Genomic DNA, 13,672 nt, shown 5'->3' with positions numbered 1-13,672 from the left:
AGAAATGGCAAAGATTATTCAGTTATCCGATGACCTATCCAATAAAATTGCTGCAGGTGAAGTGGTCGAGCGTCCGGCTTCTGTCGTAAAGGAGCTTGTGGAAAATGCGATCGATGCAAAAAGTACAGTGATTGAAATCGATGTAGAAGAAGCAGGTCTTTCTTCTATTAGGATTATTGATAATGGTGTTGGAATCGATGCTGAAGATTGTAAGCTCGCCTTCCAGCGTCATGCAACGAGTAAAATCAAAGACGAAAATGATCTGTTTCGTGTTAGAACGCTCGGATTCAGAGGAGAGGCGCTGCCAAGTATTGCATCCGTCTCTCATCTAGAAATGAAAACAAGTACTGGTGAAGGAGCTGGGACACACTTAGCTTTGCAGGGCGGGAAGATCATTTCAGAGAAAAAAACCTCTGGCCGCCGAGGCACGGAGATTGTGGTCACCAACTTATTTTACAATACGCCAGCCCGCCTAAAATACATGAAAACCGTTCATACGGAACTTGGCAATATATCGGATGTGGTCAATCGAATTGCGCTAGCTCATCCCGAAGTATCAATCCGCTTGCGTCATCAAGGGAAAGTCCTGCTTCAGACGAATGGAAACGGGGATGTGCGTCATGTACTTGCAGCCATTTACGGGACAGCTGTGGCCAAAAAAATGCTGCCGCTTCACGTACAATCACTTGATTTTGAAGTGAAAGGGTATATTTCCTTACCAGAAGTGACGAGGGCATCACGGAATTATATGTCTTCTGTTGTAAACGGCCGATATGTCAAACATTTTCCGCTCGTGAAAGCGATCCATGAAGGATATCACACACTGCTTCCGATTGGCCGCCATCCAATTACATTTATTGAGATGAAGATGGATCCAATTTTAGTGGACGTGAACGTTCATCCTTCGAAGCTTGAAGTGAGACTAAGTAAAGAGCAGGAACTTCATGAGCTGATTAAACAAGGAATTAAGGAAGTATTTCAAAAGCAGCAGCTCATTCCAAGTGCTTCAGTGCCAAAAAAAGCACCAATGCCAGCTGTGAAAAATGAGCAGCAATCCTTAACCTTCGATGCAAAACAAGGAAACTCAAGCCCAGCAGAAAAACCGCTATCCTATCAGCCGGAGCCGCTCGAATCGGTCGTATACGAGACAAGTCATACCGAAGCATACGGAATACCTAAACAAGAGAAGACGGAAGCATCATCACCAGTATTTTATGAAGAAGCCTCATCTGAGCGTGATTATTTAGAGGAAACTGCCGCTTCACTTGAAGAGACGGTACTGCACGAAGAAGTGACAGAAACGATTCCTGAAAACGAACGCGTCCCTGTGATGTATCCAATTGGGCAAATGCATGGCACATATATTTTGGCTCAAAATGAACGAGGGCTTTATATCATTGACCAGCATGCAGCTCAAGAGCGAATCAAGTATGAGTATTATCGTGAGAAGGTGGGAGAGATCGAACAGGAAGTGCAAGAAATGCTCGTCCCCTTAACATTTCACTACTCAAAAAACGATATGCTGATCATTGAAGAGCATAAGGATATTCTAGCGAAAGTGGGTGTCTTCTTAGAGCCCTTTGGTTCAGGAAGCTACATCGTTCGGTCGCATCCGCAGTGGTTTCCGAAAGGTGAAGAGGCTGAACTGATCGAAGAGATTATAGAGCAAGTGCTTGATGAAAAGCGTGTTGATATCAAGAAACTGAGAGAAGAAGCGGCAATTATGATGAGCTGCAAAGGCTCAATCAAAGCAAATCGTCATTTGCGTCATGATGAAATCAAAGCCTTATTAGATGAACTCCGGCAAACGAAGGACCCATTCACCTGTCCGCACGGCCGGCCAATCATCATCCATCACTCGACATATGAGATGGAGAAAATGTTTAAACGGGTGATGTGATATAAAAAAAGCGCTCTAATCAGAGCGCTTTTTTATTTAGCAACCGCAAGGATCTGGCGGTGTGACCACAACTGGTCGTGTATTAATATCAATCGTATCTTCTGCATAAAATGTGGAACCGATGCTGAGTGCTCGGTTTTCTGCGCGGAACGTATATGTACCTGCAGCAGGAAGTACTTTATGTGAAAGCTTTAATGTATATTTGGAAATTCCAAGTAAATCCAATCTGAGCGGAATACGGACCGTTTGTCCATTGTTCAAAATGTAGCGGTCTTTTAATGCTTTACCGTTCATAATGTCTTTAGTCGTTGCTTGAAAACCCTTTGGCAGAGTGAACTCAACCGCACCAAGACTTAGAACAGAATTTGGGCTGTACGTCAGCTCAATGTCAGAAAAAGACCATTCCTGCTTACTTGCTCCTGTAATTTTTGCGTAAAGTGCAGCTGGTTTTGCATTGGTTGATGCTTTGCCTTCCTCTGTTTTGGCTCCTTCAGCAGATGCAGAAAGCGGTACTGACAGTGCCATAACCAATGTGAGCATCCCCATCATAAGAATCGTCCATGTTTTTTTCATTTCTTCCTTCCCCCTTGTTGAATATAGGTAAATAATAGATGATTACACCCATTATTTACCTATAATGTTACCATATTACTATATGGTATTAAATGGTATATTATACCCTTATTTTGTCATTCTTTAGTAATAGCGGGGGAGAAACGCATTTGGTTGATTCATTCCGTAAAAATGGCCTGTCATTTGCTGGTTTGTTGGCATCATCATATGCATATCTTGGTATCCGTATGGATGGTATGGCATCATCCCGTATCCACCATAATGGCCTAGATGATGGTGATCTTTCATTGGAACATGCTTTGAAAAGTAATCATGCTGATTTGGAAATGCTGAATAGGCTGAATGATGATGTGGATGGTGCGCGTTATACACATCTTTTTTGCCGCTATGATAATGGTTTGGCATATTCATATGATCATGCATGTTTGGCGCGACCATATGCTCATGATTGGCTGTATACACATTTTCAAATGTGTGATAGGGATTTTCTTGGTGATAATGATTCATTTGGCTGTTCATATCGTTCATGTATATCTCATCCTTTATGTCAGGTTGCCATATCCTATGAGCATGAACCGTTTCATGAGCCTATCCATATGAAAGAAAAAAACCGGCTTTTCAGCCGGGAAAACGAAAAGCAGGTAAAGCGTCAAGCCTTAAATTGTGTAGCTATGTCTTCTTCTGCGACGCTTTTTACATCTGCTGCAGACACTTTTAGGAAAATAACAGGGATCGTAGCTTCGAGAGGTATCCCAAAAATCGCTCTCAAACCATTTATCTTTTTTATGACAAAACTTTTTTTCTTTACATGGATCCTCATGGCAATGATCGTCATGCTTTTTATGGCAGTGTGAGTGGGAATGTTTGCACTTGCATTTGCACATTGTCATCCCTCCTAAATGTGACTCAATGCTAGTATATGCGAGAAAGAGTCATGAGGACTGGATGCTCTCGCTTCTTTTGTAAAAAAAGGCTTTTTCTGAAAAAACTCAAATAAAAAGAATTGACTAGTGCTAAAATAACATGATAAAATATAAAATTTTATCCTCTGATGAAATGTGTTATAATGATATTGTGAATACTTTCGGAGGTGGCGGATTTGTTTCAAATAGGTGATAAAATTGTTTATCCAATGCATGGAGCCGGTGTGATTGAAGGAATGGAAGAAAAAGAGATTTTAGGTAAGACGCAGGAATATTTTCTGATTCAAATGCCGAATATGCAGATGATGGTCCCAAAAGGCAGAATCAATCAACTAGGTATACGTCCGGTAGCAGATCAAGCAACGCTGAAAGTTGTGATGAACAATTTTGCAGAAGAAACAAACGACGACACGCTTACTTGGAAGCAAAGATATGATGAAAATCTGAAAAAGCTAAAAACAGGTGCGATCGAAGATGGTGCAGACGTTGTCAAAGATCTAATGAGACGAAATCAGAAGAAAGCATTAAATTCAAGTGAAAAAAAGATGCTTGAAGATGCGAGAGGCATGTTAGTGAGTGAGATTTCACTTGCACAAGGACTAACGCAAGATGAAGTGATGACAGCTTTAGAGAATGAATTAAGAATATAATGATGATATACAGAGACTGGCTGTAAATAGAAGGGGACACTCCTTTTGTTTACAGCTTTTTTGTTTGAAAAAAGAGTAATATTGCCATTTTTGTAGGTGGTTTTAACTAAAATTGAAATGAGGTCATACGATTTAGTTTTTACGTGCACAACAAAAATTCAAAGACCTCAGAAATACCTAGATGACATTAAAAACAGGTAAGTTCTCCTGATTCATTCAAATGAGCCGGACAACCTTTGAATTTTCTAAGCCATTAATAGTAAAATATTGCGGTAAGATGACACCTAAGAGAAAAAAGGAGCGGTGAAATGAAAAGGCTACTAATATGTGGATTCATCTTTCTTATCCTGTGTGCTCTTTTAATGGTGAAATGCAGCCATTCTGTTCAAGAAAAAAAAGAGCAAAAGCAGCATCATCAAGAGGTAGAAAAGTATCAAAAAGAGCGAAAACAAGGTGATCAATATGAAAGCTTTAAACAGCTCATACGGTATGAAAGAGACGGTTATGAGATAGAATTTCACGAAAAGGGCGGAAGTGATTTACTTGTATTTTCTCCTCATGGAGGTGAAATTGAACCAGGAACAAGTGAAATTGTAGAAGCCTTTCAAGAAAGGTACTCTACGTATTTGTTTGAAGGTACGAAGCAAGACAATAACCGGGACCTGCATATCACGAGTACCAATTTTGATGAACCCATTTTGGTTCAAATGATTAAAACGTATCCCTTTTCAATTTCCATCCACGGCTATAAAAGTGATAAAAGACACACGCTCGTTGGCGGCACAAATGAAAAAATGCAAAGAGCAGTTGTACGAGAACTAAAAGATCGGGGATTTTCCGCAGAAATGGTACAAAAAGGCGAACGGCTTTCTGGTACAGATCCCAAAAATATAAATAATCGAAATGCGAGTGGTGAAAGCGTTCAGCTCGAAATTAGTACAGCGCAAAGAGAAGCTTTTTTTGATAATTTTGATACGAGAAAAGGAAAGAAAAAAGCATTCAGACGCTATATTAATGCGTTAAAAGAAGTGCTAAGAGAATTCGACCCGTCTTCGTAAAAAAGTTTTGATGGGCAAAAGTACTCTATTTAAACTTGGTAAAAAAGATAGGAATATGCGATTTGAACATAAAATATGTAATAACTTACAATTTGCCTTAAAAACATAAATTATGTAAAATAATAGTTATCAGTTTGATATGATAGAATGGGGCTGAAGTGGATGGCACACAAAATACCATCTTCCGAAGTAGGTGTAAAGATCAATCAATGGTACACGCATATTTGCAAATTTGAAGTTGAACAGGCAAACGGCATGAAGCGCCTTGTTGAAGAAGAAATTCATGATATGGAAGAGGATCAAGATTTACTCCTCTATTATTCTCTAATGGATTTTCGCCATCAAATGATGCTTCAGCACTTAGCGCCAGTCCATGCAGGGAGTGAAACGCTTCAAGCAGTGTCCTTTCCTAAAGAAATTGACGATGCAGAAGATGAGATGACCGGCTTACTCGGCTATTATTTTCATTTTTTTCATGGAATGTATGCGTTTATCCAGCGCCGGTATATCGAGGCCATTTCATATTACAAGCATGCGGAACATCAACTGATTTTAGTGACAGATGAGATTGAAAAAGCAGAATTTTACTATAAAATCGCAGAAGTATACTATCATATGAAACAAACCTATTTCTCCATGCACTATGCTAAAAAGGCGAGAGACATCTATAAGAAACATCAGCTTTATGGAAAAAGAAGCATTCAATGTGATTTTGTCATGGCAGGTAATTGGATTGATGTCAATCAGTATCAAAAAGCGCTTCCTTATTTAGAAAAAGCGTTAAAGGTCTGTGAAGCGATGGAACAAAAAGAATGCACATCTTACTTTAAAGCAATGGCTCTTAATAACTTAGGCACTTGTCATTATAGTATGGGAACGTACCATACAGCGACTGTCTTTTTCGAACAAGCTATTTCACTTTATCAGAAAGATCAAGCATCCACGATGATCAAATCGTTGTTTTCACTTGCCCTCACTTGTTTTAAACTCGGAGATATTCAGCGGGCAGGCGAGGCCATATCTACAGGAATGAACGAGGCTTGTGTATTGGAAGATGAAATTTATCAGTTGAAATTCCAATTTTTGCAGGCACTCTATATAGAGAAAGACGGCTGTGAGCAATTGAGGTCGGCACTTTTTGGCCTGAGAAATAAAAAAATGTTTGCTGATTTAGAGGAATTAGCACTTGATGCGGCTAATTATTATAAGGAACGCGACATGTACAAGGAATCCTCCACTTTTTTTGAGATTGTGATCGAAGCGCGTACGCACATTCAAAAAGGAGATGAGATGTATGAGAACGAAGCATAACATGTCAGCTGCTCAAGTAGATGAAAGACTTCACACATAAAAACGAGACAAACAACACCCTTTACGCATAAACGTAAAGGGCTTTTTTCTTTATTCTTTGATTGCTTTTTCTGCGTCAATTGCACCTGCTCCATAAATCATCGGATCATCCCCAGACCACTTGCTTGCATTTTCTTTTAACAGGGTTTTGACATCATCCGGCGTTAAATCTGGTGAATGCTCTAACAGTAGAGCGCAAATACCAGCACAAATCGGTGTTGCCATCGATGTGCCAGATAACGTTGTATAATCATCATCGACTCTGCTTGATTTATCGAGTTTATCCAGAAAGGATCTTGGTGATCTGAGAGAAACGATGTTTACTCCTGGTGCGAGGATATCAGGCTTTGCTTCCCCATAAACAGTTGGCCCTCTGCTTGAAAACGGTGCCACGATATCGTCGCTTGATTCTGGTGTATTCCGGTCATCATAGGCTCCGACCGTAATGACTTTTTGACTGACAGCAGGGCTTGCAATCGTCTGGCTGTTAGGGCCAGAGTTTCCGGCAGCGACGCATACAACAATGCCTTGATCCCAAGCAGCATTGACAGCACGCACCATTGGATCGTCTTGTTCGTCATCATAACGCTGGGCAGCGCCGCCTAGCGACATACTGATAATATGAATCGGATCATCAGGGTGGTCTTCGTTGAACTGTATGCACCATTCAACCCCTTCTATAATAGTAGAAAGTGATCCAGCGCCTTGTTTATTTAACACTTTCACGCCAATCAGATTTGCTTTTGGGGCAGGTCCTTTGTATAAGCCGTCTGAGGCGGCTCCATCTCCAGCGACATCTCCCGCGCAGTGAGTACCGTGGCCATTATCATCATAAGGCTTTGTTTTTTGTTTGACTAAATCTACAAAATCACGAATTCTCCCATCTAAATCTTCATGCGGATAGATTCCCGTGTCAATGACAGCGACCGTAATGCCTTCCCCAGTTAAAGTTGTCCCGTTTCGGATGACCTCTTCTGCATGAATTGCTTGTGTGGCTACATCCAGCAGCGCATGAACTTTCCGGTCTAAATAAATTTTGCGAATATGCTCACCGTTTGCTAATAGCTCCTCTAAAGCAGCAGGCGTTAGATCAGCAGCGCAGCAATTGATATGTGAGAAATGTCGTTTTATATTTGTTTTTCTGCTTTTTTTCATGAGCTGTTTAGTGCTTTGAATCCCTGCTTCGGCTGCACCTTCCTTAAATTCAATGATCACACGAAGTTTCTTTTTCTTCTTCAGTCTGCCTTCGAAAAAACGATGAAGAAAGCATGGCGTCCATTTAAAAGGTTTATAAAGGTGAAGAACGGTCTCTCTTAAAGGCTGATCCAGTTTACTAGCATGTGTTCTGACCATTTGCACCATAGAAAATCCAAACATGTGATACCCTCCATTCCAGCTATCCATTCTCGTACACTCTTACATTATGAGAATGAGAACTGCTTGGTTCGGATTCTTGTCCTTCCTTTTCTTCATATTGGCGGCTTGCTTATGCCTTTCAAAAAAGAAAAGCGCTTACATTTTGTAAAATAATAGAAAAAGGTGGAAATCATATAGAATCTGCCGATGTTAGGTGGGAGAGTTCTTCTGAGAGAACCAGTGAAACAAAGCATTTTGCAGAAAAAGGAGGGTTGTAGACAGGGCCAATGCTCATATAAATGGGACTCGTTACAGATGAAAAAAATCAAATCCTTATCAAAAAAAGCCGAATTAAAGAAAACAGACTGGATAGGACTAGGTCATATTAAACATAACGTCATTTGTTTGTCATACTATTCTAACTCTGTTTTCAAAGACGACAGGCGTTTCTGTGTATATAAATGCAATTATCTTATTTTTGAGGAATCTCATGATCTAGAGTGTTATGATCAAACTTGAAGAGAAAATGTGGAAAAAATGATAAGAAATGATGATTCAATATAAATCATAGAAACGGCTTAGAAATCTGTTAAAGGAGAACGGGAATGAAGAAGTTTTTTGCTTTGCTTCTCCTGCTTGCGATCGGATGGGGCGTTTATTATACTATGCAAGCGCAGGAACATGATGAGCCAGTGTCATCAGGTGGGGAAGACGAAAGCGGTTCAAATGATATTTATCGAAATTTTAAAGAACTGGAAGAAAACGAATCAACAAGCAGCTACAACATTACAGCCAACCCAGTGCCTGGCAGCCGCCTTCTTGTGATGTCACCTCATGGCGGGAGAATCGAAGGCGGCGTGAGCGAGATCGTCCATTTTTTTGACAACGATTTTTCGACGTATTTATTTGAAGGTCTAAGAGAGAATGCATCAGAACTTCATATTACAAGTACAAACTTTGATGAGCCAATCGGCGTCGCGCAGGCAAAAGCACATGATTACATCTTAGCAGTGCATGGATACAAAGGCGAGGAAGGGATTGACCATACTCTCGTCGGCGGAACAGATTACGACCGTGCAGAGAAAATTGTCAACTCATTAGAGCGGAACGGGTTTTCTGCTGAACTGGCTGTCGCACACGCAACCCTGAGCGGGACAAGCAATCATAATATTAATAATCTTACAAAAACAGGGCAAAGTGTGCAGCTTGAGATTAGTAGAAGTCAGCGTGAAGCTTTATTTGACAGTTTCGACTTTCGGAGGCGGTCAAGTACAAAAAACGAGACGTTCTATCGTTATGTCAGGGCAATTCGGACAGTGCTGGATGAAGAATATACATAAGGACCGTGCACATGTTAAGACAAGCAGGAGATTTCTTGTTACACTATGAACAGTGATAACAAAAGGAGAGACGGATATGGCGCGTCATCATTTTCATCTTCAGGCAAGCTGGCCTGGTCTGCGTAACGATGTGGGTACAATCGCATGTGAACAATTAAAAACAAAGATTTCGATTCCAAAGGAAATGGACGGTCCTGGTGTTGGAACCAATCCAGATGAGATGCTCTTAGGTGCAGCGGCTACGTGTTATATCATTACGCTTGCAGCCATGATGGAGCGGAGTCAATTAGAAAAAGAGGATCTATCGATGAGCTCTGAAGCCATCGTAGATGTGACAAATGGTGTGTTTACTTATGAGGAAATCATTCATCGACCTGTCATCACCCTTAAAGAGTCCGCTTCCGCACATGAAATTGAGCTGGCCCGTAAGCTTGCGCATAAAGCCGAAAGCTCATGTATGATCTCAAGAGCTGTTCAGGGTAATGTGAACATTTCCTTAGAGGAAACCATTCAAGTCGGCCGTTAAAACAAAAAAGTCATTTTCTCTTGAAATATGGAGAAAATGACTTTTTTTATGACGTCCATTCGGTTTGATCGAGTTGTGCTTTGGTTTCGTTCTTTTGCTTCTTGGACTGATTTAAGACAATCACGCCGCAGATGACAAGTGCAAGGCCGATGAAGCCTTTCGTGCTGATGGTTTCGTTAAACAGCACAAGTCCTACAAGAGCAGTAAGTGCTGTTCCAACGCCAGACCAGATTGCATAGGCAGACGAGAGCTCAATGGTTTTAAGTGCCAAGCTGAGGAAAGTAAAGGCGCAGCCAAATCCGATCAGTACCCCGATACTCGGCAGCAGCTGCGAAAAGCCTTGAGAAAGCTTCAGCATTGTACTGCCAAAAACCTCCGTTAAAATGGCTCCTGTTAAGTAGAGCATTCCTTTCATGATCTCCCACATCCTTTATGACATATTTAATAGTACGACCCCTGAGACAAGCATCGCCATCCCAATGACTGCTTTTTGGTTCAAGGTTTCTTTGAAAAAGAGCACGCCAAAAATAGCCGTGAGGACCGTACCAACCCCAGACCATGTTGCATAAGACATGCTAAGCGGAATGATGTTGAGCGTCAATGACAGCATATAAAAAGCAAGTGTATAGCCAGCCACAACGACAGCGCTAGGCTTCCAGCGCGTAAAGCCATTTGATAATTTTAACATTGCGGCGCCAATGGCTTCTGAAAAAATGGCCACAGCCAAAAAAAGATATCCGAGGATCATAATCATCCCTCCTCTAAGTAAAATCCGGTGAAGTAAAAGGGTTTTTATCCTCTCTTTTCAGCGGTTCAAGCTGAAATGTTTCTGAAAACCAGCATGCTCTGCCACCTGCTGAAGGGTGAGCTGTCTTAATCCTTCTTTTAATATCAGGCGGTGAGCTGCATCAAAATGGCTCTTTTGTGGTTTTAGACATAAAAAAAACACCTACTTTACTGAACAGTCGGTAAAGTAAATGTTAACCCATGAAAAAAGAGTGTGTCAATCGATTCATTTTATGAACGGATGTTTTCACTTAAACGTCATATTTAATACCAAGGGTATGGTCCGTATGGCGGGTATGGAGGAGGGTAAGGGTATCCATAACCATATCCTGGCGCAAGCAGAGATCCAGCAAGCAGGCCTCCAGCAAAACCACCTAAAAATGGAGGTCCAAAGAATCCAGGTCTCCCAAATCCAAAACCAGGGCGTCCAAATCCAAATCCGGGTCTCCCAAACCCAAAACCAGGACGTCCAAATCCGAACCCAAAAGGTCTTCTCATGTCTTCTTGAATAAACGGAGGTGTGTCAAAATAATTCATAATAAAAGGCTCCTTTCTCATAAAATCACTGTAACTGACATCAGTGTATTCCGGTTGCCTACATATGTTTGGGTGAACGCCTAATATAAGGAGGAATGTTAGAAATGGGCCTGTATCCATCTGATTGGGCAAAGTGTCCGCCGCATGCTCATGCATATAAAGCACGTACGGATGTAACAGAGGGGCATTATCATTTAATAGAAGGTATTTCTCAGCCTGTGAATGGAAGCAGTACCGACCGGCATACTCATTTTTATCGCGGGATCACCTCCTTTGAAAGAGGGCATTTCCACAGGTACTACGGGGTCACTGGGCCTGCAATTCCGAGAGTGGATGGAACACATTATCACGAGATTGAGGAAGTCACCTATTCAGCCTATCTCGATTCTGTTCCCATCCCATATGGAGGTGTCGTCTATAGTCCAGATGAGAAGCGGCCAACCCATAAACATCGTTTAAAAGGAAAAACGTATGAAGTGGTTGGAAATGAACCGCTTGGCTGGTGATGGGCAGCATATAGGAGAGTAAGAAAAGTTATGCTATACTGTATGCAGTTTTGTAAAAGTGAGTGATGTTATGAATAAAGCGAAGCAGCCAGTAATCGTGTTAGTAGGGCCGACGGCTGTCGGCAAAACCAAATTGAGCATTGATATAGCCAAAGCATTTAATGGAGAGATTATCAGCGGGGATTCTATGCAGATTTATAAAGGGATGGACATCGGAACAGCTAAAATCACCCCCGAGGAAATGAATGGCATCCCGCACCATTTAATTGATATTAAACAGCCGGACGAATCTTTTTCGACAGCTGAATTTCAGCAGCTGGTCCGTATGAAAATGAAAGAGATTGCTGCTAGAGGGAAAACGCCAATGATTGTCGGCGGAACAGGCCTCTATATCCAATCTGTTTTATATGATTATACATTTACGGATGAGAAAAGTGATCCTGCTTTTAGAGAAGAAATGGCGCTGTTTGAACAGCAGCATGGTGCGCTTTTGCTGCACGAAAAGCTAAAGGCAGTAGATCCTGATGCGGCAAACGCTATTCATCCGAATAACGTCCGCCGCGTGATCCGGGCGCTTGAAGTGATCCATACAACCGGTCAGAAAATGTCGGAGATGCAAAACGGGCATCAAGAAGTTCCTCTTTATGATACAGCCTTCATTGGGCTGAAAATGGATCGAGAGCTTTTGTACGAGCGCATTCATCAAAGAATTGATATGATGATAGCTGAGGGCTTAATTGAAGAAGTGAGAGCACTTTATCAATCTGGCTTGAAGGATTGTCAGTCTGTTCAAGCCATTGGTTATAAAGAGCTGTATGCCTATTTTCAAGGTGACTGCTCACTTGATGAAGCCATCGGGCAATTAAAGCAAAATTCTCGTAGATATGCGAAGCGTCAGTTCACGTGGTTCCGTAATAAAATGGCAGTCACTTGGTTTGATATGACACCGCCTTGCCACTTTTCGGACAAAAAAGAGGAAATTTTCGCATATATAGCAGGAAAGCTTGGACTTAAAGCGAAACTGTAGTTATCAGAATCAAGGAGGACGAAACATGAAACCGATTAATATTCAGGAGCAGTTTTTGAATCAGATCCGCAAAGACAATACATTTGTCACAGTATTCTTACTGAATGGCTTTCAGCTTCGCGGTCAAGTGAAAGGGTTTGACAATTTCACGGTGCTGCTTGAAACAGAAGGGAAGCAGCAGCTTATTTATAAACACGCCATTTCTACATTTGCACCTCAAAAGAATGTAAATCTAGAATTAGAATAGGATATGTTGTATTTAAAATAGCCCCATGCATCTGCGAATAAACCGGCCGGAACCCGCTACGTTTTTTGTCAGTGCAGAGGGGCTATTTTGTATGCAATGAAACTTTTCTGCCAATTTTTCGTATAATTCCTTATTGGATATTAGAAGGGTGAGGGGATTCATATGGAAAATGCAGAGCTTGAATTAAGAAGGATTAGAGTGATCCTCCTTTTGATTGGAATTGTTGTCTTGTTTGGATCGTGCGCTATCTCAAACATTGAAACGAGACAAGAAAGCTGGAATAACCATTCTCATGAAAATGCAGATGGAGTTTTACCATCATCTGCTGCACTAAAAAATAATCACTTTGCTGTTGTAAAAGATGATCAAGTACATGTGTACCGGTTTGATGAAAAAGAAGGAGAGCTGACTCTCGTTACAACGAAATACATAGATGAATGGGACGACGAAGAATATGATGATGGCTCTGATGAAGAAGAGTAAGCACGTAAATTTACAAATGAATGTGAAGCCGCTACACTATAATCATGCATCAGACATCTAGACAGAAAAGGATGAGTTCATGACACATAAAATTAAAATTAATCATTGGGAACAAACTTGTGAAGACGATTCCTGTTTCGAATATGGAACAAGCGTTTCTGTAAATGGGAAAGAATTAGTGAGAGAAGCTTCAATCGTCTCTGCGCTTGAAGCGGTGCTAAAAGAATTAGGTGTTGAAGTGGAAATTACAGAAGTGTCAGAAGATTTACAGTGCGATGCCTACAAAAAATAAAACAAAAAGTCTAGTCTACTAAGCGATTTTTTTTCGTGTTATGATAGATTTCGGTTTCAGTTGAATAGGGAGTAGAGCAGTCTATTTTTAGATCCTGTTCTGCTCTATTTATTTGAAC

General features: G+C 41.1%; 18 protein-coding genes. 12 read left to right on the top strand and 6 right to left on the bottom strand.

Annotated features, from left to right (window positions below; all coding sequences use genetic code 11):
* Positions 1-4 precede the first annotated feature (4 nt).
* Positions 5-1,900 carry a DNA mismatch repair endonuclease MutL gene (mutL, locus tag NSS92_RS05960; protein ID WP_340867132.1) on the top strand — a complete coding sequence of 632 codons (1,896 nt, stop codon included), beginning with the start codon at positions 5-7 and terminating at the stop codon, positions 1,898-1,900.
* Between the two features lie 36 nt (positions 1,901-1,936).
* On the opposite strand, the gene bslA is transcribed toward mutL, so the two are convergent.
* Both bslA and NSS92_RS05950 read right to left on the bottom strand, forming a co-directional pair.
* A complete protein-coding gene (gene bslA, locus NSS92_RS05955) occupies positions 1,937-2,473 on the bottom strand; it encodes a biofilm surface layer hydrophobin BslA (RefSeq protein ID WP_267586325.1) in 537 nt (178 codons plus the stop codon).
* Positions 2,474-2,596: 123 nt separating this feature from the next.
* Positions 2,597-3,001, bottom strand: a complete 405-nt coding sequence (locus NSS92_RS05950; RefSeq protein WP_267586326.1) for a hypothetical protein — start codon at positions 2,999-3,001, stop codon at positions 2,597-2,599.
* A 68-nt stretch (positions 3,002-3,069) separates the two neighbouring features.
* Here NSS92_RS05950 and NSS92_RS05945 point away from each other — a divergent pair, with 68 nt between their 5' ends.
* The 4 genes from NSS92_RS05945 (at position 3,070) to NSS92_RS05930 (ending at position 6,415) form a co-directional block, all read left to right on the top strand.
* Positions 3,070-3,327, top strand: a complete 258-nt coding sequence (locus tag NSS92_RS05945) for a hypothetical protein (RefSeq protein WP_267586327.1) — start codon at positions 3,070-3,072, stop codon at positions 3,325-3,327.
* Positions 3,328-3,572: 245 nt separating this feature from the next.
* Positions 3,573-4,046: a CarD family transcriptional regulator gene (locus tag NSS92_RS05940; protein WP_087978163.1), complete on the top strand. Its 474-nt coding sequence runs from the start codon at positions 3,573-3,575 to the stop codon at positions 4,044-4,046.
* Between the two features lie 308 nt (positions 4,047-4,354).
* The gene (locus NSS92_RS05935) at positions 4,355-5,104 is read left to right on the top strand and encodes a poly-gamma-glutamate hydrolase family protein (protein WP_267586328.1); all 750 of its coding nucleotides are present in this window, start codon (positions 4,355-4,357) and stop codon (positions 5,102-5,104) included.
* Positions 5,105-5,266: 162 nt separating this feature from the next.
* On the top strand, positions 5,267-6,415 hold the full coding sequence (locus tag NSS92_RS05930) for a Rap family tetratricopeptide repeat protein (protein WP_340867131.1): 1,149 nt from the start codon (positions 5,267-5,269) through the stop codon (positions 6,413-6,415).
* A 90-nt stretch (positions 6,416-6,505) separates the two neighbouring features.
* Here the strand turns inward: NSS92_RS05930 and NSS92_RS05925 are convergent, their stop codons facing one another.
* Positions 6,506-7,831, bottom strand: a complete 1,326-nt coding sequence (locus NSS92_RS05925) for a S8 family peptidase (protein WP_340867130.1) — start codon at positions 7,829-7,831, stop codon at positions 6,506-6,508.
* 584 nt (positions 7,832-8,415) lie between these two features.
* On the opposite strand from NSS92_RS05925, the gene NSS92_RS05920 reads away from it, so the two are divergent.
* Positions 8,416-9,150 carry a poly-gamma-glutamate hydrolase family protein gene (locus NSS92_RS05920; RefSeq protein WP_024427035.1) on the top strand — a complete coding sequence of 245 codons (735 nt, stop codon included), beginning with the start codon at positions 8,416-8,418 and terminating at the stop codon, positions 9,148-9,150.
* A 76-nt stretch (positions 9,151-9,226) separates the two neighbouring features.
* Positions 9,227-9,676 (top strand): OsmC family protein, encoded by a 450-nt coding sequence (locus tag NSS92_RS05915; RefSeq protein WP_197197874.1) that lies wholly within the window; start codon positions 9,227-9,229, stop codon positions 9,674-9,676.
* A 46-nt stretch (positions 9,677-9,722) separates the two neighbouring features.
* On the opposite strand, the gene erbB is transcribed toward NSS92_RS05915, so the two are convergent.
* The 3 genes from erbB to NSS92_RS05900 form a co-directional block, all read right to left on the bottom strand.
* The gene (gene erbB, locus NSS92_RS05910; protein ID WP_340867129.1) at positions 9,723-10,091 is read right to left on the bottom strand and encodes an SMR family multidrug efflux transporter EbrB; all 369 of its coding nucleotides are present in this window, start codon (positions 10,089-10,091) and stop codon (positions 9,723-9,725) included.
* 15 nt (positions 10,092-10,106) lie between these two features.
* On the bottom strand, positions 10,107-10,424 hold the full coding sequence (erbA, locus tag NSS92_RS05905; RefSeq protein WP_251219050.1) for an SMR family multidrug efflux transporter EbrA: 318 nt from the start codon (positions 10,422-10,424) through the stop codon (positions 10,107-10,109).
* A 302-nt stretch (positions 10,425-10,726) separates the two neighbouring features.
* Entirely contained in the window at positions 10,727-10,999 is a 273-nt protein-coding gene (locus NSS92_RS05900) for a hypothetical protein (RefSeq protein WP_047203904.1), read from the bottom strand.
* A gap of 104 nt (positions 11,000-11,103) precedes the next feature.
* On the opposite strand from NSS92_RS05900, the gene NSS92_RS05895 reads away from it, so the two are divergent.
* The 5 genes from NSS92_RS05895 to NSS92_RS05875 all read left to right on the top strand — a co-directional run bounded on the left by NSS92_RS05895 (position 11,104) and on the right by NSS92_RS05875 (position 13,554).
* Positions 11,104-11,505: a YmaF family protein gene (locus tag NSS92_RS05895; RefSeq protein WP_025093278.1), complete on the top strand. Its 402-nt coding sequence runs from the start codon at positions 11,104-11,106 to the stop codon at positions 11,503-11,505.
* Between the two features lie 70 nt (positions 11,506-11,575).
* Positions 11,576-12,532 (top strand): tRNA (adenosine(37)-N6)-dimethylallyltransferase MiaA, encoded by a 957-nt coding sequence (miaA, locus tag NSS92_RS05890; RefSeq protein WP_340867128.1) that lies wholly within the window; start codon positions 11,576-11,578, stop codon positions 12,530-12,532.
* Between the two features lie 25 nt (positions 12,533-12,557).
* Positions 12,558-12,779, top strand: a complete 222-nt coding sequence (hfq, locus tag NSS92_RS05885; protein WP_024424088.1) for an RNA chaperone Hfq — start codon at positions 12,558-12,560, stop codon at positions 12,777-12,779.
* 162 nt (positions 12,780-12,941) lie between these two features.
* Entirely contained in the window at positions 12,942-13,262 is a 321-nt protein-coding gene (locus NSS92_RS05880; protein WP_024427040.1) for a YmzC family protein, read from the top strand.
* 79 nt (positions 13,263-13,341) lie between these two features.
* Positions 13,342-13,554 carry a hypothetical protein gene (locus tag NSS92_RS05875; protein ID WP_003212415.1) on the top strand — a complete coding sequence of 71 codons (213 nt, stop codon included), beginning with the start codon at positions 13,342-13,344 and terminating at the stop codon, positions 13,552-13,554.
* Positions 13,555-13,672 lie beyond the last annotated feature (118 nt).

The organism is Bacillus sp. FSL M8-0166 (assembly GCF_038008825.1).
GTDB classification, from domain to species: domain Bacteria; phylum Bacillota; class Bacilli; order Bacillales; family Bacillaceae; genus Bacillus; species Bacillus safensis.
This window is presented reverse-complemented; position numbering and strand designations above follow the sequence as displayed.